This is a genomic window from Streptomyces sp. S.PNR 29, from assembly GCF_030386795.1.
Taxonomy (GTDB): Bacteria; Actinomycetota; Actinomycetes; order Streptomycetales; family Streptomycetaceae; genus Streptomyces.
In genome coordinates, this window is record NZ_JANUQM010000015.1 from 192,852 (window position 1) to 211,194 (window position 18,343).

Consider the following 18,343-nt stretch of genomic DNA (forward strand, 5'->3'; position numbering starts at 1 on the left):
CCAGGTGAGTGTCGCCGCTGCTCGGCGGGAGTACGCGCTTGATGTCCATCCTGGTCGGTGAGGCGGCACGGCCACGGTGGCCTCCACCGGCGAGGCTGCGGGGGCGCCGGACGGCTCTGGCCGCCGCGGAGCAGTGGCTCGTCGGCCTGCGGATGCACGGCCGCGTACCAGTTCCACGGAGATGGGCTCCAGGCCCCGCTCGGGGCCTGAGTGGCGGCGACCTACTGCCAAGTCGCTTAGTAGTATCCCGGTAGGTCGAGTACGGAGGACAAGCTGAGAATGAGCGGGCGGCTGCGCGCAGGTGGGGCCTTCGGGTACCTCTTGCTGGTCGTCATGCTCACGCTGGGCGTCTTCGCCATGCACACGATGGGCCACCCGGAAGAGTCGTCCGGTCACGGCATGAGCGGCACCATGCCTGCGGTCGCAGGTACCCACCAGGACGGCGTGGCCCAAGAGGCCCCGGCCCCTGTGCCCCCGGCCCGGTCCGAGGTGATGGCCGAGCACGGGACCGGGGCGTCGGCTGCCACATTGCCGGTGCACGAGCTCCCGAGCGGCATGGACCTGATGTCCGTGTGCGTGGCGGTGCTCACCGTGTGGCTGCTCGGGCTGTTCCTGCGGGCGGCGGTGGCAGGTCGGCAAGAGCGTTTGACCGCCCTTCTGGCTCGATCGATGGCCCTGGCACGCCCTGACACTCCGCCACCAAGACCACTACTCTCTCAGTTGTCAGTTCTGCGGATCTAGGCCGAACCGCCGCGCGGCCCATTCAGTGCTGCCCGCGCAGACGTGTACGCCACAACCACAGAACGGACCACAAGAGGTACTCCACACATGACTGCCTACAACCACGCCCTGAACCGTCGTCTTCGCCGCCGTCTCGCGGTGGTGGGCGTCACCATGACGGGCGGGCTGCTGCTCGCCGCCTGCGGTGGGAACGACATGGAGGGCATGGACCACGGCAGCGGCAGCTCCGCCTCCGCCACGCCCACCCAGGAGGCGGGCGACACCCCGGCGCCCGGGGCGTTCAACGACGCTGACGTCACGTTCGCCCAGATGATGATCCCGCACCACGAGCAGGCTCTGGAGATGGCCAAGCTCGCGGGCGGCCGGGCCTCCGACGCGGAGATCAAGACCCTGGCAGCGGACATCGAGAAGGCACAGGACCCCGAGATCCGGACCATGAAGTCCTGGCTGAAGGCCTGGGGCAAGCCGGAGTCCGCCGAGGAGAGCATGCCCGGCATGGACCACGGGTCCGGCGGCATGGACCACGGCTCCGGGATGTCCGGAATGATGTCCGACGAGGACATGAACCAGCTCCAGGCCGCCGAGGGCGCCGAGTTCGACCGCATGTTCGCGGAGATGATGATCGAGCACCACAAGGGCGCGATCACCATGGCGGAGGACGAGCAGAAGAACGGCCGTAACGCGACGGCCAGGAAGCTCGCCGCCAACGTCGTGAAGACCCAGTCCGCCGAGGTCGAGAAGTTCGAGAAGATCCTCGCTCGGCTCTGATCCCCATCACCCGCTGACCGCCCAGGCTCCGAGGCGCGCACGCGAGGAGCCCGGGCGGTCCTCTCCCCATGCCGGCCGACCGTCACGGCGGTCGCCGCTCCTGTGCACCCGTACGCATCCCGAGGAATCATGAACAAGCGCCCCGCCGCAGTGACCACCACCGCCCTGGCTCTCACCCTCGCCCTTGCCGCATGCTCCGACGGCGGAGGCAGCGACGACGCGGCCGGCTCGTCCGCCGCTTCCGGGACGACCGTGAGCCACATCCACGGTGTCGGTCTGGACCCCGCCGGCCAGCGCCTCTACGTCGCCACCCACGAAGGGGTCTACACCCCCGACGCCCAGGGAGGGCCTTAGCTGGTGGGCGACAGCAAGGACGACTTCATGGGCTTCACCGTGGCCGGCGACAAGACGTTCTACGCCAGCGGCCACCCGACCTCCGGAGGCAACAAGGGGCTCATCAAGAGCACCGACGCGGGCAGGACCTGGAAGTCCCTGTCCTTGTCGGGCGAGTCCGACTTCCACGCCCTGGACTTCGCCCATGGCACTGTCTACGGCTACGACTCCACCCACGGCCAGGTACGCACGACCACGGACGGCGTCTCCTGGAAGGACGGGGCGCGGCTGGAAGCCCTCGACATCGCGGTCAGCCCACAGGACCCCAGTCTCGTCCTCGCCACGACCGCCGATGGCATAGCCCGGAGCACCGATGGCGGCAAGACATTCGCCAAGGGGGAGGAGCCGGTGATGGCCTTCCTCTCCTGGGCGGCGAAAGGGGCTTTGTACGGCATCGACACCTCCGGCGGTTTGCACCGCAGCAGCGACGGCGGGAGCACCTGGAAAGAGGTCTCCACCGTGCCGGGAGGCCGGCCCCAGGCTCTGACCGCCGTTGACGCCGAGCACGTTCTGGCGGCCACCCAGACCGGGGTGTACGAGTCGAAGGACGGCGGCAACGCGTTCACAAGGCGCCTCGCCGTCGAATCGAAGGACAGCCACTGAGCGGAATCCCGCACGCCGGGCGGCCCCCGAGCCGGAGCCCGACTGGGCGTCCGCTTGACCCCTGCGGCGCCGGGTGGCTCCGCGCCCCGGAGTCCGGCGGGCTCATCCTGTGACCCAGGCGCCCCGGGCGGGGACTGCAAGGTGGAGTTCGTAGCCGCCATCGGCCGTGGGGCCGTGACGGAGAGTGCCGCCGAGGAGTTCGGCGCGCTGACGCAGGCCGACCAGACCCTGATGTCCGCCGGGCAGGGGGAGGGCCGGACTTTCGGGGGCCGTGTTGGTGACCGTGATGTGGACAGTCCCGTCCTCGTGGTTGGCGCAGACCGTCGCCGTTGCTCCGGGCGCATGCTTGCGGACGTTGGTCAGTGCTTCCTGCACCGTGCGGTACACGGCTCGCTGGACGGTCGGCGGGAGGTCGTCGGGAAGGTCGGTCCGCAGCTCTGTCTCGATGCCGCTTCCGCTCACCAGCCGCGGCAGGTCGGCGAGGGACGGCTGTGGGGTCAGTTCAGTGGGACGGCTGCCGGAAGCGCGCAGCACGCCGACCATGTGCCGCAGCTCGTCAAGGGTCTGCACGCTCAGGCGCCGGATCGCAGCCGCGGTGTCCTTCACCTCAGAGTCCCGAGTGCCCACCTGAAGTGCTCCGGCCTGTACCGCGATAAGGCTGACCTGGTGGGATACCACGTCGTGCATCTCTCTGGCGAGCTGTGCGCGTTCTTTGGCCAGCAAGGACTGGGCGGTCAGCAGTCGTTCGCGCTCACGTGCTGCGGACACTTCGGCGAGTCTCATGGTCAGGTCGCGTCGGGCTTGGACGAGCTGGCCGAGGAAAACGGGAGCGGCTGCCGTGGCCATGGCGTAGCCCAGACTGACGAGCAACGAGCTGTCGGAGATCCCGACCGCTTCCAGCGACGGTGGCCAGTGCCACGGAACGATGTCGCTGATCGTCAAGGCGGCGGCGCAGACGACCAGCACCGAGCGCCGGCGTGTATGCGAGGCGAGGGTGTACAGCGCGGCCAGGGTGGCGAAGACCGCGTCGGTGACCAGGGTCGCGGGCAGGGTCAGAACGAAGGTGAGGAGGGGCAGCCGACGACGCAGTGCCAGACCCGCGGTGGCGAGCAGGCCGCAGGCCATGGCCAGCTGGTCCTCGGTATCGACGTTGACCCAGACATCCAGCAGCGAGGCCGCGATGAGCGTGCCGTCCAGCAGTGCGGTGACGACACCGACCCGACGGGGTGTCACCTGTCCTCTCCTTCCTGCGGGAGTCTCAGCAGGCCGGCGCGTTCGGCGAGCAGGGCAGCCTGGACACGGCTGCCCACTCGCAGCTTGGTGAGGATGGAGCTGACATGCTCTTTCACGGTGCCGACGCTGAGGTGCATCCGGCCGCCGATGCCGCCGTTCGACAGTCCCTCGGCGACGAGGACCAGGATGGCGCGCTCCCGGTCGGTCAGCCGGGCGACGGCGCGGGCGGCAGGCTCACTCGGTTCGTGGTCCAGATAGCCGTCCACCACGGTCCGTGTGACCTTGGGTGATAGGACGACGCCGCCCTCGGCCAACGTGCGTACCAGATGCACAAGGTGTGCGGGATCGGTGTCTTTGAGCAGGAAGCCCGCGGCACCCGAGCGCAGTGCTGTCGCCACGTACTCGTCCATGCCGAAGGTCGTGAGCATGGCGACCACCGGAGGGTTCGGCAGTCCGCACAGGTCGGCCAGCACGGTAAGACCATCCACATCAGGCATTCGGATGTCGAGGAGAACGACGTCGGGCCCCACTTCCTCGGCCGTCCGGACCGCCCGGCTGCCGGGGACTGCCGCCACGACCTCGATGTCGTCGGACGCGTTGAGGATGTGTGTGAACCCCGTTCGGATCAGGGCCTCGTCGTCGACCACCAGCACCCGGATCACCTGCGGCTCCATTCGTCGGGACTCGTCAAGGGGACCGCTGTCCGACCCATATCTCATCGAGGACCTGCCGCCGGACGCCCGGCATCGGGTGCCGCCAGGTGACCGGGCCGACCTCCGCCAGTCGGCAGGGTGGGTCCGGAAATCTGCGGTATGGGCAGAAATGGGTTGAATGCACACTCTAAAGAGGTATGACACACAACGCCCCCTCACCCTCACCCACGCGCCCTCCTGCGGCATCCGTCACGGCGATCGGGGAGGGGGACGGCCCCCGTGTCCCGCTCCGTCCCCCGTCGTCGGCCGGACGACTGATCGGCATCGACCTGGCCCGCGGGCTGGCGATGTTCGGCATGTTCGCCGCTCATGTCGGCCCCGAGCCGTCGCAGGGCGGGCTCCTGGGCTTCCTGATGGAGGCGGCACGCGGGCGTTCCTCCGCGCTGTTCGCCGTACTCGCCGGCTTCTCGCTGGTCATCATCACCGGCCGCCCGCAGCCCCGAACCGGCCGCGCGGGTCGCCAGGCAGGGGGAAAGATCGTCCTTAGAGCCGTCGTCCTTATCGCCCTGGGCTTCGCCCTGGCCGCGCTGGGCACCTCGGTCGAGGTGATCCTGGCCTATTACGGGCTGACGTTCCTCTCCGTGCTTCCGCTGTATCGGCTGTCGGCCACGACGCTTGCGGTCGTGGCCGCCGTGGGCGCACTCGTCCTGCCCCAGATGCTGTTTCTGATCCGCCAGTGGATCGACGAAGGAAGCTGGGCCGACACCGTCATCAACTGGGACCCGCTTGCCCGGATCAGCGACACGGACGGCCTGCTCGACCTGCTGTTCACCGGCGCTTATCCGGTCCTCACCTGGGCACCGTTCATGATCGCGGGCATGGCGGTCGCCCGACTCGACCTCACGCGCGCCCGTCTCCGCACACGGCTGGCCCTGACAGGCACCGGCCTGGCCGTGCTCGGCTACGGCGGCTCCTGGCTTGCCCTGCGCCTCGTCCCGCACGCGAGCGCCGCGATCTCCGCGGTAACGGACGGCGGCTCGGCATCATCGGCCTGGTGGTCCGACGCCGTGGGTGAGCCGGTCGGCCGCACTCCGGCCTGGCTTCTGATGGCCGCACCGCACAGCCAGACGACCGCCTCCATACTCGGCAACACGGGCGTCGCCCTGGTCGTCCTCGCCACGTGCCTCGCCGCCACCGCCCGCATGCGCCGTTTCACGCGTCTGACCACACCCGTCTGCGCGGTCGGCGCGATGTCCCTGACCGTGTACACCCTGCACATAGTCGCCATCCGCGTGCTCGGCACGGACAGCAAAGACGTCCCGGAGCTGCCGGTGCTCCTGGGGTTCATAGGCGCCGCCATGGTCCTGGCGTCCGCCTGGAGCCGCGCGTTCCGGCGCGGTCCCCTCGAGTACCTGCTCCACACCATCACCAGAGTCACCCGCCACATCAAGTGATCCGCCGCAGTGGAGCGACACAGCGTGGATTCAGTCACTGACGACGGGCGCCCACTTCGAGACTCCTGCTGGTGACACGACCGCCAGGCGTTTGAGGACGGCGCCCGCCTGACGACTGATGACCGCCACTCGCCGAGGGGCACCGACGAGTCGACTACCTCGAAAGCGCGGGAAAGGCGGGCGACGGGGTCGTCAGCCGGCCATCATGACGAGCATGGCGCACATCGTGCCGCCCATGCCGATGTGGGCTGTCAGGGCCGCGGCCGGTGACGTACCCGGCGGGCGGCGGCGGCTCCGGCTGCCTTGTGCCGCGTGTGCCCGGCGCTTGTCGCCTCCCAGCCGGGCCTTGTCCCAGACGGAGATGGCCAGGGACGCGGTGAACACCACGATTGCGTCGGGCAGGGCGAGTAGCCGCCGCGCCCAGCGGCCCCTGCCCGCGCTGCGGCCCGCACCCGTCCGCCGGTCGGTGCCGCGGAGTCGCGCCCACACGGACGCGACGATCGAGATCAGGAAGTACGCGGCAAGCGCGATCAGGACGACACGCCACACCGCAGTGGAGTCTCCCGCCGCGGCGCCGCGGGTGGTGCCGGACGCCATGTCGTGGGCGGCCATCCCCGAGGAGTGGTCCATGCCCTCCGTCCCGGCCATGCCCGCCGTCTCCGTGGCGTCGGCCGTTCCGGCGGATCCGTGCCCGTGTCCGTGACTCGCGCCGGCCATCGAGTGTCCGCCCAGAGCCAGAACCGGCGCGGAGTGAGTGCCCGGCATGGCGAGCGTCATGACCACCATGGCGGCACTGCCGATGATGTGATGCGCCCAGCGACGGCCGTGCCGCCAGCCGTGCAGCCGAGCGTGGCGTACGGACAGGGCCACGCTGCCGAGGCCGACGGCGGTGAACGCCGCCACCCACCACAGGCTGTGGTCCCCGAAACTGGTGGCCGTCGCGGGCAGGAACATCGCGGCCATGCCCCCGGCCATGACGAGGTCGCCTCCGGCCGCGAACCGCGCCTCTCTGCTGTCGGCCGCAGCCACACGGGCCGTGCTCACGACAGCCACGAGCAGGGCGACCGCCGCCAGCGTCCAGTTCAGGGCCGGACTTCCCATCGCTGCCCTCCGCATCGACCGTCGTCGCCGGCGCCCTGTTCCGCGGGCCCGTCGACTCCCGTCGTCCTCTGGCTGTTATCTACGTATGTCCTTAGTACGTAAGGGCGCCAAGAGGTGTTCAGCAGAAGAAACTTCTTCCCCTGAGAGTGTCAGTCCTGTGGAGGGCGCACGCCCGCCAGGGTGACCGTGACCAAGCGCCGCACGGCGGCCTCGGACGGCAGGGTTCGTGCCGCTGCCAGGGCGCTGAGGCAGTAGCGCGTGAGTTCCGCGGGCGGGATGTCGTCCCTGACGTCACCGGTCTGTGCTGCCTCGGTGAGCAGGGCCTGAACCATGTGCTGAAGGCGCTGGTGTGCGTGCGTCAGGTGGTTGCCGTTGTCCCTGTGCAGAAACGCGCCCAGGTCTGTGTCGTGGTGGCCGTGGGATCCCTGGGTGATGAGGGCATAGGCCTCCAGCACCGCTTCGAGGCGCGCAGGCGCACCTTCGGTCCGGTCCCGGACTTCCGCCAATTGGGCGAGGTGACCCGCGATCTCGCGCGCGTGCCAGGCATGCAGGATCGCTTCGACGTCCGGGAAGTACTTGTACAGCGTGGCCCGCCCGATGCCGGCCTTCTCGGCGATCTGAGACATCGTCACCGACAGGGGGCCCTTTTCGGCCGCCAGGGCGGCTGTGCTGTCCAGGATGGCGTCGCGCACTTCGCGGCGGTGCGCGTCGATCGTCTCGTTCCACAGCTTCGGCACGCGGAAAGCGTACGCGATGCCGATGTTGTAACACTATGGTTTGACAGTGACAGAGTGTCTCGATAAAGCTGGCGTCGTGCGAAGGGCATGCCGCCCAGGCGTAGGTGAGACAAGGAGAACCCCTCATGGTGGATCCGCCGCAGGAGTCGAACTCTCACGACAAGACGGGTGAGGTTCCCGGCCGGACCCCGGCCGTGGGGATGCCGCGCTGGGTGAAGGTGTCCGGGCTCGCGCTGATCGTGGTCCTTCTCTTCGTGGTCATGCATCTGGTCACGGGCGCGGGTGACCATGGCCCGGGGCGTCACCTGGGGGGACAGGCTCCGCTCGTCGGTGTCACGGAAGCCGTCGGACCGGATGCGGGGGATATCGGATGACCATGCCGCCCCGCCTGCGCAGGCTGGCCCTGATTGCGCACGTCACGTCCTCGGTTGGGTGGCTGGGTGCGGTCGTCGTCTTTCTCGCGCTGGCGGTGATCGGCGTGACTGGCCAGGATGCCGCGACAGTGCGCGGCGCGTACCTCGTGATGGAGCCGGCCGCCTGGTACGTCCTGGTCCCCCTGGCCTTCACCGCGCTGCTTACCGGCATCGTCCAGTCCCTGGGTACGCCCTGGGGCCTCTTGCGGCACTACTGGGTGCTGTTCAAACTCCTGATCAACGTGGTCGCCACCGGAGTGCTGCTGATCTACATGGGGACGTTCAGGTCAATGGCGCACATGGCTGGCGACCCGGAGACCGAGCTGTCTTCGGTGCGCAACTTCTCTCCCGTGCTGCACTCCGTCCTGGCGCTGGTCGTGCTGCTGCTGGCCATGATCCTCGCGGTGTACAAGCCGCGGGGCGTCACTCCGTACGGGCGGCGAAAGCAGCAGTCGGAGCGCGACAGCCGCAGCACGCCGGGGGCGGTGTCCGTGTCTCAGGCGTGAGGGCGCCAGACACACACCGCTGGTGGGCGCGGCCGCGGCACCCCGGAAGCGCCGCTTACCCCCTACCGGTATATTGGCGGCACTCCCATATCGAGAACCCAGAGGGATGCGATGACAGCACGGGGAGCCTGGCCCCCGCGGATCCGCGCCTCGCAGGGCGTCGCCCGCCTGGCGCGTGCTGCCGTCATCGCTGTCCTCGCGGCATTTGCCGTACTGGTCCACCACGAGACGGCAGCCGCGGCGGTGAGCTCGACCTCTGCGTCCGTCGCACACGTGATGACGCCCGGCATGGTAATGGCGGACAGCCCCGTCGCACCGGCGTCGGCCATGTCCGGTCACGCGCACGGAAGCACCACCGTGCATGCCGCGGACCAGACGATGAACAGTGCTGATGGCCTGGCCTGCTCCGGAATGGCCATGCAGCACTGCTCGACCGCGAGCTTCGAGGTGGTAAAGCTGGCGGCCCCGGGGCTGACCCCGGGGCAACCGGGTCTCGCCGCGCACAGCGCCGTCGCCCCAGGGCCGAAGGCCGCCGGGACGCTGGACCGAGCGCCCCCGGACCTGTCCGTTCTCTCTCAGTTGCGCATTTAGGCCGTGCCCAACGGCTTTCCTCGCGCCTTTGCCAGGCCGAGGAGCCGTCCCAGCACGCCAAATCCCATATGCGTACACAGAGAACGAGGACATCCATGCACAGCATCAACCGCCGATCCGTCCTGCTCGCCGGACTCGGCGTCGCGAGCACGGGCGCGCTCGCGGCCTGCAGCAGCGGCTCCAGCTCGACGCCCGCTCTGGTCAATCCCTCCGGCTCGGCGGTCACTGCGACCGAGAAGAAGCGAAAGGGCACCGGCAGGACGCGGAAGGTGACCCTGACCGCAGCGCCCGCCATGCTCGACCTCGGCGGCGTCATGGCCAAGAGCTGGGCCTTCAGCGGCCAGGCCCCGGGCAAGGAAATCCGGCTGTCCGCCGGCGACACTCTGGCGGCCGAACTCTCCAACCAACTGCCGAACAAGACCACGACTTCCATCCATTGGCACGGCATCGCCATGCGCAACGACATGGACGGCGTGCCCCCGGTGACGCAGCAGGCGGTACGGGCGGGCTCCAACTTCACATACCGCTTCATCGCCGACGCCCCCGGCACCTACTTCTTCCATCCCCACGTCGGCGTTCAGCTCGACCGGGGCCTGTACGCGCCGCTGATCGTCGAGGACCCCGAGGAACCGCTGTCGTACGACGACGAATGGGTCGTCGTCCTGGACGACTGGGTCGACGGAGTCACCGGAACCCCCGACGAGGTCTTTGCCGAGCTGCGGCAGGGAATGGGCGGCATGGGCGGCCACTCCGGCTCCAGCGGCCATGAGGGCCACGACATGGGCGACATGGGCGACATGGGTGGCATGGATACGGGGGAGGACTCCTCGTCCCCGTCCGCCTCTGCCTCGTCCGGCGGGATGTCGATGAAGTTCATGCTGATGGGGGCCGAGAGCGAGCTGCTCGGCGGCGACGCCGGCGACGTGAAGTACCCGTACCACCTGGTCAACGGCCGTGTTCCCGCCGACCCCGACGTCTACCAGGGCAAGCCCGGCCGGCGGATCCGGCTGCGCATCATCAACGCGGGCGGCGACACGGCGTACCGGGTGGCGCTCGGCGGTCACAAGCTGACCATCACCCACACCGACGGGTTCCCCGTCGAGCAGCAACAGGCCGATGCCCTGCTGATCGGGATGGGGGAGCGGTACGACGTCCTGGTCACCCTCGGCGACGGCGTCTTCCCACTGGTCGCGCTGGCCGAGGGCAAGGACGCCACCGGCATGGCCCTGGTGCGCACGGGGTCCGGTGGTGCCCCGACGGCCACCGTCCGCCCGGAGGAGCTGAACGGCAAGATCCTTATGGCGTCCCGGCTGCGCGCGGCCGACGATGTCCGTCTGCCGCCCAAGAAGGTGGACCGGGTGCACCGCGTCGAGCTGACCGGCGGTATGGACAAGTACAACTGGGCCATCAACGGCAAGGCCTTCGACATGGAGGACCCAGCCGCGAATCCGCTCACGATCGAGGAAGGGCAGCGGGTCCGGCTGGACTTCGTCAACACTTCGGAGATGTGGCACCCGATGCACCTGCATGGCCACACCTACCAGCTCGGAAACAGCGGCCCACGCAAGGACACCGCCATCGTCCTGCCGAAGAAGGAGCTCTCCGTCATCTTCGACGCCGACAACCCCGGCCAGTGGATGCTGCACTGCCACAACGCCTACCACGGGGAGGTCGGCATGATGGCGATGGTCGCGTACCAGACCTGACCGCCACCGCCGTGCTCGGTCCGGGGCCGGCTCCGTCCGGCCGGCCCTCGGACCGGGTGTGTCTGCGTGCGTGCTGCCATGAAGGAGGACGCGATGACCACCAGTGGCACCCCAACCCTGGGCAGCGAATCACGCGTTCGAGAGTGGCTGTGGCCAGCGGATCAGGGCTCACCCAGTGTGCGGCAGGCCGAATCGATCAAAGGCCCACGCGTCGAGCTCACGGTTCAGACGGGGATGTGGACGGTAGCGTCCGTACCGATGCGCTCTGCCACCATCTGCCGGAAATGGGCACACTGGGTGAAGTCCTCGTGGTCGCAGCCGAGGGCGCACTCGATGAGTTCGAGGGAGGCCTGCGCGGCCGCGATACGGGAGCGAAGCGCCTGGGCCTCTTCGCGCAGCATGTCTCTGCGCCTGGCGGGATCGGTGGTAGCGGCCAGGGAACGAATGGTGTCGAGGGAGAGTCCTGCCTCCTTGGCACGAAGGATGACGGCGACGCGTGTGAGGTCGGCGGTCCCGAAGCGGCGGCGGCCTGCGGCGTCGCGGGCAGGAGTGAGCAGGCCCATCGCTTCCCAGTGACGCAGAACGTGCGTGGCCAGACCGAAGCGTTCGGCGAGAGCGCCGATGGTCATCGAGTCGCGCTCTTCGTGAACGGGCGTCCTGTGCTCGCTTGACTTCATGCCGACATTAAGTCGCAGCCTGGCCCTCATGACCAAGGAAGCGGAACAGACTCACCAGTCGACGGACGACCTCATCGCGCTGCTGGATGCCACCGACCGACTGCCAGGCGCCAGTGAACTGCGCGCTCGGTCCTACGACCTGCTAGGCGCCAAACCGGGTCAGTCCATAGTGGACGTGGGCTGCGGCGCCGGACGGGCCGTGGCGGAGCTGGCCGAACGGGGCGTGAGGGCTGTCGGCGTCGACCCGAGCGAGCGGATGATTGCTGTTGCCCGAATCCGGTGGCCCGAGGCGGACTTCCTGAACGCGGGAGCGTACGGACTGCCTTTGGCGGACGCCTCGATGGACGGCTACCGGGCCGACAAGGTGTTCCACGAACTGGGCGAGCCGGAGCGGGCGTTGGCTGAGGCGCGCAGGGTTCTCGCACCCGGCGGGCGGATCATTCTGGTCGGGCAGGACTGGGACACGTTCGTCATCGACTCCGACGATGCGGCCCTCACCCGCAGGATCGTGCACGCCCGCGCAGACCTGACCTTCGGCCCGCGTGCGGCTCGCCGGTACCGGAACCTGCTTCTGGATGCCGGCTTCGGTGACGTGACGGTCGAGGTGCATACCGGTGTGTTCACCGGACCGGCGATGTTGCCATTGCTCACCGGACTCGCCGAAGGAGCCTGCTCCACCGGCGCCATCACACGCGAGCAGACGGAGAACTGGATCGCTGAGCAGGATGCGCGGGCGGAGGCCGACCGGCTCTTCCTGGCACTGCCGATGTTCATGGCCGCGGCGACCGCACCGCGGTAGCGCCAGGCTCTGGGAGGTCTCCTCATCGACCCAATGAGGGCCTCCAGGCGAGCTGGTTCGGAGAAGAGAACGCCCCCACTGAGGTAGCCAGGACGGCGATCCTGGGGCAGGACGGCGGCTTCGATCTGAGGTGGGGTTCCCATCCTGAGACTCGTTTCTCGTGCCTTGCCGTCGGCTTCGATCAAATACGCGAGAACTGAGTAGCTCCGTAGATGGGGCACGGTTGCAATCCATGCCGGGAAAGCGAGGTCGCCCGCATTACCCGATGGCCGGTATGCAGCCGAACAACAGCGGGATCACCGGCACCACCGCTGCTGCGGCGGCTACGGATCCACGGAGCGCGAAATGCGGCCGTCGCTGCGGGGTGAGCACCCGACGCAGCCGGACCCCCGCGCTCGGGCCGCCCATGGCGAACGCGCCCGCAGGGGCGGCCTTCGCCGCCGCCATCTCGTACATGGCTGCGGCCAGCACCTCGCGGGACTGGCGGCGCAGCGCCCGGTCGTCGGCGATCATCTCCAGGAGCATGGAGGTCTGCTCCTTGGCGTGGTGGGCGAGTGGAAGGCGTCGGAAGACCCGGGCGAATGCCTGGGCCGCGGCCAGCGCCAGGTGGTGGCGGCCCGCGATGTGCGCGCGTTCGTGTTCGAGTACGGCCTCGAGTTGGCCCGGGGACAGCAGCCGCAGGGCGCCCGCGCTGACGACGACGCGCGGCTTGTATCCGGGGAGGCTGTAGGCGGCGGGCAGGTCGTGCTCAAGGATGGTCGCGCACAGGTGCCGCGAACGTCGGCCCACCATGTCCAGGACTTGCCGGTGGCGGGAGCGGGCACGTCGGCCAAGGAGCACTTCGTAGACGAAGCAGCCGAGCATGAGAAGTACCACCGAGAACGGAAGGGCGATGGCCAAGCGGTCGGCGATCGTTGGGTATGGCGCGGCAGTCGCGGTGGTCAGGCCGCAGGAATGCAGCACGCCGATCAGGTTGGCGTGCAGGTGCTCGGCAGGGGCGGCGAGGTGGTGGGCGGCCAGCGCGACGGCAAGGGTGAACGACACGGTCAGCCCGTGCCAGACGGCCACGGCAAGGACCGGCGCCCGATGCGGCCAGGCGCTGCGCAGCAACAGCCGCGGTGCGAGGAAACCGACTCCTGCCGCGTAACCGAGCAGCGCAGTCGCCGCGTTCACGACTCGGCCTTCCGCCCCGCCGCGCGTAGTGCCTTGCGCAGCGCGCTGATCTCGTCGGGACTCATCTGCTGCACGAAGTGGGTGAGAGCCACCGGGCGGTCCTCGCTCGCGCCGAGCGCGTCCTCCATGAGCGCCGCCGCGTACTCCTCCCGGCTGCGGACCGGCGTGTACGCCCATGCCCTGCCCTGCTTGCTGCGCAGCAGCCAGCCCTTGGTGTAGAGGATGTTGGCCACGGTCATCACGGTGGTGTAGGCGAGCGGTCGCTCCTTGTTGATGTCGTCGACGATCTCGCGCACCGTTGCTGGACGCCGCCACCGCCAAAGGCGGTCCATGATCTCCGCCTCCAGGTCCCCCAGACGCCGCATGATCGCTCCCTTTCCACCGCACATACGCAGCGCCATAGTAGAACGTGCCTTCGGCCGTCCCATATCCGCGATGTCGTCGGGGCTTCGACGGAGCTCCTCGTCGATCGGCTGTCTAATCTTGTGCCTGAAGGTGGGCTGGGAATCTCTGGCGCAGGGGGAGAAGGAAGGCTACTGAGGTTGAACTCGTGATGTCGCATACGGCTGACCCGGGCCTGCTCTGCGCGGTATCACCGTTGGATGCGGCATCCACAAGGGCGCGGGCTGACCGCCGAGCGCCGGGAGCTTCGGGAACGGTTACGGTTGGAAGCGGCCGAGCGGTTCGAACGTGGTGAGGCGAACGCGGTGGTCGCCAAGGAAGTTGCGGGTCAGCGTCCGGTCGGTGCAGCGGTGGCGCCGGGCCTGCGCCGAGGGCGGTTGGCGGGCCCTGAACTCCAGTGGCCCGGCGTCGCCGCCGCGACTGAGTGACGAGCAGTTCGCTCATCTGGAACGGGAGCTTGCCAAGGGCCCGGCCGCGCACGGCTGGGAGGACCAGCGCTGGACCCCGGGCCGGATCAAGACGGTGATCGGCCAGCGCTTCCACATGACCTACACCGTCCAGGGTGTGCGCAAGCTCCTGGTGCGCAACGGCTGGTCGTGTCAGGTCGCCGTCCGCCGGGCCCCGGAGCGGGACGACGAGGCTGTCACCGGCTGGGTGAAGGAGGTGTGGCCGTGCGCGGAAGGCTCGCGGCGGCCCGTGGAACATGGCTCGTCTTCGAGGACGAAGCCGGCTTCTCCATGACGCCGCCGCACGCCCGAACCTGGTCGCAGCGAGGACGCACCCCGGTGGTGCGGGTTCGCGGCCGCTCCCGCAGACGCATCTCCATCGCCGCTTTGACCTGCTACAAACCCGGCCGCAGGTCACGGCTGATATGCCGGCCACGCCGCGACGACGGCAGCCGTGACGGACGCAAGAGTTTCTCCTGGCGCGACTACCGCGACCTGCTCATCGCCGCCCACACCCAGCTCGGCGGCCCGGTAGACGGCTGCCTCGCAGAAACGGGACTGACGATCAACCCCTGACCACCGATATCACGAGTTCAACCTCAAATGGCAGGGACTGTTCCAGCAGGGCCACCTCCAGGCGGGGCGGAGCGTCCTAGTGCACGGTGCGGCCGGCTCAGTCGGGTCGACGGTGACTCAGCTCACCCGTGAGTTCGACGTCTACGTCATCGGTACCGGAAGCGCTGCCGACCGTCACAAGGCACTCGACTTCGGCGCGACAGAGTTCGCCGACCTCGACAACGACACCCGGAAGACATCGGCGGCGTCGACCTGGTTTTCGACGTCATCGGCGGGGACATCCAGAAGCGATCCGCGCGCCTGATCAGGCCCGGAGGAACACTCGTGACCGTCGTTGGGCCGCCCGGGGCGCGGGCTGCCCACGGCCAGGCGATCGACTTCGTCGTCGAGTCCGATCGTGCCCAACTGGGTGAGATCGTCCAGCGGGTGCGAGACGGTCGGCTGCGCACGAACATCGGCAACGTGGCGGTGCTCGACGATGCCGTCGCCGCCTTCAACCCGACCGAGCGGGTCAAGGGGAAGGCGATCATCCGCGTTCGTCCGTAAGAACTCAGGGACAGCGACCGGGCCTCGTGGGTCAGCGTCAGCTGCGTGGCCCGGTCGGTCACGCCGTAACGGCGGCTCCCACATGCGTCGATCTCACAGTCAGCGGTGTACGTTCTTTGATTGAGGCGCGGCGGTGTAGCCGCGCTCTCATGCCAGCTCGATCTGCGTGGTATGACGGCGAGCTTTGGCGGCGCCAATAGCTTGTGGACCGACGTGCCGTGCAGGCATTACGCGGCCTGTTCGCCCGCTGCCGTGTCACCTTCCAGCGCACCAAGACATGGAAGGACTCCTCCGACCCCGACCGTGAGGCGAAGCTGGACCGGATCGAGGAGGTCATTGACCGCTTCCCGGACCGGGTGTTCGCCTTCGACGAGTTCTGCCCGCTCGGGATCCGGCCCCCACCGCGGGCTCGGGCTGGGCCGAACTGAAGCATCCCGACCGGGTGCCCGCCAGCTACCACCGCACTCACGGGGTGCGCTACTTCCACGGCTGCTACTCGCTCGGCGATGACCGCCTGTGGGGCATCAACCGCCGCAAGAAAGGGCCTGCGAACAAGCTGGCCGCGCTGACGTCGATCCGCGCCGTCAGGCCCGACGGCACACCGATCTACGTGCTCATGGACAACGTGTCCGCCCACAAGGGCGCCGCCCTCCGCCGCTGGGCGAATAAGCACAAGGTCGGGCTGTGCTTCACCCCGACCTACGCCTCGTGGGCGAACCCGACCGAGGCCCCCTTTGGGCCGCTGCGGCAGTTCACCATCGCCAACTCGAACCACCCCAACCACACCGTGCAGACCCGGGCCTGCACGCCCACCTGCGCTGGCGCAATGCCAACACCCGCCACCGCGACGTCCTGGCCGCTGAACGACGTGAACGCGCCCGCATCCGCAGCGAGAAGGGCATCCGCTGGGGAGGACGCCCCCTCGCCGCTGTGGCCTGAACAACCTGGCGGACTTATGCGGTCAGAGCCCTAGCTGACACCCTATCCGCCTTACCACCAACGGTGTTCGCTGACGCCCTCGACTATGAGGGAGGTGCCGATGCCCAGCAGCCAGACATCCTTGGCCAGCGCGGTTCCAGGCTCAGTGGGTCGCAGGCTGCCCTCCTTGCGCATGCCCGGCGCGCGCAGATATAGCCCGAGCGTGCCGGCAGAGAACGCGGTCAGCGCGGCTCCGGCAACAGCGGCAGGGACCACCGGCAGGAGCAGCGCGGCGGCAACGGCGGTCTCCCCGGCAGAGAGCAACCTGACGAACTGCTGGGCATCGAGCTTGCCCAAGAAGGGGTAGGCGGTGGTGGCGAACTGCTGCAGTCCCTCAGCGGTGGCCTGGTCCGCGCCGCGTTTCGACAGCGCGGAGTTGAGGAAGAACGTGCCGACGGGGAGCCTGAGCGGCAACTGTCGCGCTGCGGACCGCCAGATGGAATCGGATGCCATGCCGAGCCTCCCAAAGTGGGCAGTTGGCTCCTGGAGAACGACCGAGGGCTACGAAGCACCGCCGAGTCACGGAACGTCACAGATCAAGGCGGAGCGACACCACTTCTCAGCGCGTCGCGCAGCACTGAGACGGCCTGGGCAACGGCCGCACGGGTGGCATGGGTGTCGCTGAGAGGGTTGAGCATCATGATGTGGGGCCTCGCCCTCGTCGCGTAGGACGTCTGCCTCGTCGACGAGGAGGAAGGCCGGTGGGAGACCGGCGAGCTGATCGAGGTCGGCCTTCAGGGGAGGGGCGGTGATCTCGCTGCGCTGCGCGCGGTCGGGAATGCAGGCGTTCCAGAACCACTCCATGGCCTGGGCGGTGAGGAAGTAGCCGCCGACCGAGTCGACCGCCACCGCCATGCGGTCCGGATCGAGGCCATGGGCAGCGCCTTCCCGGACGATTCACTGAGCGGTGGCGTTGCCCTGCTCGATCGCCACCGGGTAGTGCGCCTCGGGAGAGCGGGTGTACTCGACGAACACGACCGCAGCCTGCGCCCGTCCGCGAACTCGCGCACCGGCCGATCATGCTGTCGGCGTTGCCCGGAATCCAGCCACCGCCGTGCATGTAGAGAACCACGGGGAGGGGTGGCGCGGCGCCGCGCGGCCGAACGATGCGGACACGTACATCGCCGACATCGGCAGGAACGGTGATCCACTCTGAGTCGACATCGAGCTTCTCGATCGGTTCCGCTTGAAGGTCGTCCAGCACCCTGCGGGCCTTCTCGGGCCCCAGTTCGTACAAGAACGGCGGCTGGGACGTGGCATCTGCGAACTGCTGGGCTGCGGGCTCCAGAACGATGGAGCCAGAGGGAGCGGTCATGACCAGCTCCGTGAGGTCTGGGGCTGAGAGATGCTGAGGACTCCTGCACGGCCTGACCGCGGAGCGTCAATGCGCCCCGCCACTGGGCAGGCAGCGCAGCATTGCCACAAGCAACAGCCTCGTCCCTCCGAGGCATGATCGCATCCGTGCAGTCGCCCACCCGGCCCGTACCACCACTGTGCTGTTGCTGCCCGAGCCGAGGCCGAAGCGGGTGGAAGGCCGGCTGCGGGCGGCCAGGCGCCTCGGTCGAGATCTCGGGCAGATCTTCGGTTGCGAGTCTTCCGGCCACCATTGGCCAGGCGGCCCCTTCCCTCGGATCTGCCTCCGTCACGGGCTCAGCCTGGGTACGCCCCGCTGTCGAAGCGACTGTCTGGGACACCGGTTCAGGTCCACGTCGCGCGGCCAGGATCGGTTCAGTTTCGCCCCGATCTGCCGGGGACCGAGCAGCATGCACCGTAACGCGACCTTCGCGACACCGGGCGTCCGGTCGTGCCGATGTGCGGACAGCCAGGAAGCCACGGAAGCGATCGCC

General features: G+C 68.7%; 20 protein-coding genes and 4 pseudogenes. 15 read left to right on the plus strand and 9 right to left on the minus strand.

Translation table 11 applies throughout. The annotated features are described in order from the left end of the window. The first annotated feature begins 279 nt into the window (after positions 1 to 279). From NW895_RS33835 to NW895_RS33845, 4 genes are all read left to right on the plus strand, one after another. Positions 280 to 741, plus strand: coding sequence for a hypothetical protein (locus NW895_RS33835; RefSeq protein ID WP_289940583.1), 462 nt, complete (start codon positions 280 to 282; stop codon positions 739 to 741). 87 nt (positions 742 to 828) lie between these two features. Beyond that, a complete protein-coding gene (locus NW895_RS33840; RefSeq protein ID WP_289940584.1) occupies positions 829 to 1,509 on the plus strand; it encodes a DUF305 domain-containing protein in 681 nt (226 codons plus the stop codon). Between the two features lie 129 nt (positions 1,510 to 1,638). Then, positions 1,639 to 1,863, plus strand: a complete 225-nt coding sequence (locus NW895_RS41330; RefSeq protein WP_354670139.1) for a hypothetical protein — start codon at positions 1,639 to 1,641, stop codon at positions 1,861 to 1,863. Positions 1,864 to 1,866: 3 nt separating this feature from the next. After that, positions 1,867 to 2,505, plus strand: a complete 639-nt coding sequence (locus tag NW895_RS33845; protein WP_354670140.1) for a F510_1955 family glycosylhydrolase — start codon at positions 1,867 to 1,869, stop codon at positions 2,503 to 2,505. Between the two features lie 102 nt (positions 2,506 to 2,607). Here the strand turns inward: NW895_RS33845 and NW895_RS33850 are convergent, their stop codons facing one another. Beyond that, on the minus strand, positions 2,608 to 3,738 hold the full coding sequence (locus tag NW895_RS33850) for a histidine kinase (RefSeq protein WP_289940585.1): 1,131 nt from the start codon (positions 3,736 to 3,738) through the stop codon (positions 2,608 to 2,610). After that, complete coding sequence (locus NW895_RS33855) at positions 3,735 to 4,400, minus strand: response regulator transcription factor (protein WP_289940670.1); 666 nt, start codon at positions 4,398 to 4,400, stop codon at positions 3,735 to 3,737. Before NW895_RS33855 ends, NW895_RS33850 begins: the two co-directional genes overlap by 4 nt. A gap of 188 nt (positions 4,401 to 4,588) precedes the next feature. Between NW895_RS33855 and NW895_RS33860 the strand changes: the two genes are divergently transcribed. After that, positions 4,589 to 5,845 (plus strand): DUF418 domain-containing protein, encoded by a 1,257-nt coding sequence (locus NW895_RS33860; protein WP_289940587.1) that lies wholly within the window; start codon positions 4,589 to 4,591, stop codon positions 5,843 to 5,845. A 192-nt stretch (positions 5,846 to 6,037) separates the two neighbouring features. On the opposite strand, the gene NW895_RS33865 is transcribed toward NW895_RS33860, so the two are convergent. Both NW895_RS33865 and NW895_RS33870 read right to left on the minus strand, forming a co-directional pair. Continuing rightward, positions 6,038 to 6,946, minus strand: coding sequence for a DUF5134 domain-containing protein (locus NW895_RS33865; protein WP_289940588.1), 909 nt, complete (start codon positions 6,944 to 6,946; stop codon positions 6,038 to 6,040). A gap of 149 nt (positions 6,947 to 7,095) precedes the next feature. Next, positions 7,096 to 7,683: a TetR/AcrR family transcriptional regulator gene (locus NW895_RS33870; protein ID WP_289940590.1), complete on the minus strand. Its 588-nt coding sequence runs from the start codon at positions 7,681 to 7,683 to the stop codon at positions 7,096 to 7,098. A gap of 125 nt (positions 7,684 to 7,808) precedes the next feature. On the opposite strand from NW895_RS33870, the gene NW895_RS33875 reads away from it, so the two are divergent. From NW895_RS33875 to NW895_RS33890, 4 genes are all read left to right on the plus strand, one after another. Continuing rightward, entirely contained in the window at positions 7,809 to 8,057 is a 249-nt protein-coding gene (locus NW895_RS33875) for a hypothetical protein (protein WP_289940591.1), read from the plus strand. Beyond that, the gene (locus NW895_RS33880; RefSeq protein WP_289940592.1) at positions 8,054 to 8,602 is read left to right on the plus strand and encodes a hypothetical protein; all 549 of its coding nucleotides are present in this window, start codon (positions 8,054 to 8,056) and stop codon (positions 8,600 to 8,602) included. The genes NW895_RS33875 and NW895_RS33880 overlap by 4 nt, the downstream gene beginning before the upstream one ends. 111 nt (positions 8,603 to 8,713) lie before the next feature. Beyond that, positions 8,714 to 9,193 carry a hypothetical protein gene (locus tag NW895_RS33885; RefSeq protein WP_289940593.1) on the plus strand — a complete coding sequence of 160 codons (480 nt, stop codon included), beginning with the start codon at positions 8,714 to 8,716 and terminating at the stop codon, positions 9,191 to 9,193. A gap of 95 nt (positions 9,194 to 9,288) precedes the next feature. Beyond that, positions 9,289 to 10,899, plus strand: coding sequence for a multicopper oxidase family protein (locus tag NW895_RS33890; protein ID WP_289940594.1), 1,611 nt, complete (start codon positions 9,289 to 9,291; stop codon positions 10,897 to 10,899). A gap of 224 nt (positions 10,900 to 11,123) precedes the next feature. Here NW895_RS33890 and NW895_RS33895 read toward each other — a convergent pair whose 3' ends face one another. Continuing rightward, positions 11,124 to 11,576, minus strand: a complete 453-nt coding sequence (locus NW895_RS33895; protein ID WP_289940596.1) for a MerR family transcriptional regulator — start codon at positions 11,574 to 11,576, stop codon at positions 11,124 to 11,126. A 28-nt stretch (positions 11,577 to 11,604) separates the two neighbouring features. On the opposite strand from NW895_RS33895, the gene NW895_RS33900 reads away from it, so the two are divergent. After that, positions 11,605 to 12,375 carry a methyltransferase domain-containing protein gene (locus tag NW895_RS33900; protein ID WP_289940597.1) on the plus strand — a complete coding sequence of 257 codons (771 nt, stop codon included), beginning with the start codon at positions 11,605 to 11,607 and terminating at the stop codon, positions 12,373 to 12,375. A 258-nt stretch (positions 12,376 to 12,633) separates the two neighbouring features. Here NW895_RS33900 and NW895_RS33905 read toward each other — a convergent pair whose 3' ends face one another. Next, the gene (locus NW895_RS33905) at positions 12,634 to 13,548 is read right to left on the minus strand and encodes a M56 family metallopeptidase (protein ID WP_289940599.1); all 915 of its coding nucleotides are present in this window, start codon (positions 13,546 to 13,548) and stop codon (positions 12,634 to 12,636) included. Beyond that, positions 13,545 to 13,913 carry a BlaI/MecI/CopY family transcriptional regulator gene (locus tag NW895_RS33910; protein WP_289940601.1) on the minus strand — a complete coding sequence of 123 codons (369 nt, stop codon included), beginning with the start codon at positions 13,911 to 13,913 and terminating at the stop codon, positions 13,545 to 13,547. The genes NW895_RS33905 and NW895_RS33910 overlap by 4 nt, the downstream gene beginning before the upstream one ends. Before the next feature lie 237 nt (positions 13,914 to 14,150). Here NW895_RS33910 and NW895_RS33915 point away from each other — a divergent pair. The 5 genes and pseudogenes from NW895_RS33915 to NW895_RS33935 form a co-directional block, all read left to right on the plus strand. Beyond that, positions 14,151 to 14,691: pseudogene (locus NW895_RS33915) on the plus strand (winged helix-turn-helix domain-containing protein). Next, a pseudogene (locus NW895_RS33920) lies at positions 14,688 to 14,930 on the plus strand (IS630 family transposase); the annotation flags it as partial. The pseudogenes NW895_RS33915 and NW895_RS33920, both read left to right, overlap by 4 nt. 154 nt (positions 14,931 to 15,084) lie before the next feature. Then, positions 15,085 to 15,276 (plus strand): hypothetical protein, encoded by a 192-nt coding sequence (locus NW895_RS33925; RefSeq protein WP_289940602.1) that lies wholly within the window; start codon positions 15,085 to 15,087, stop codon positions 15,274 to 15,276. Then, the gene (locus NW895_RS33930) at positions 15,252 to 15,518 is read left to right on the plus strand and encodes a zinc-binding dehydrogenase (protein WP_289940672.1); all 267 of its coding nucleotides are present in this window, start codon (positions 15,252 to 15,254) and stop codon (positions 15,516 to 15,518) included. Before NW895_RS33925 ends, NW895_RS33930 begins: the two co-directional genes overlap by 25 nt. 221 nt (positions 15,519 to 15,739) lie before the next feature. Next, positions 15,740 to 16,457, plus strand: a pseudogene (locus tag NW895_RS33935) (transposase); the annotation flags it as partial. Between the two features lie 51 nt (positions 16,458 to 16,508). On the opposite strand, the gene NW895_RS33940 reads toward NW895_RS33935, so the two are convergent. Together NW895_RS33940 and NW895_RS33945 are read right to left on the minus strand one after the other, a co-directional pair. After that, positions 16,509 to 16,949: a hypothetical protein gene (locus NW895_RS33940; RefSeq protein ID WP_289940603.1), complete on the minus strand. Its 441-nt coding sequence runs from the start codon at positions 16,947 to 16,949 to the stop codon at positions 16,509 to 16,511. An 83-nt stretch (positions 16,950 to 17,032) separates the two neighbouring features. Further along, positions 17,033 to 17,811, minus strand: a pseudogene (locus NW895_RS33945) (alpha/beta hydrolase fold domain-containing protein). Positions 17,812 to 18,343: the final 532 nt, after the last annotated feature.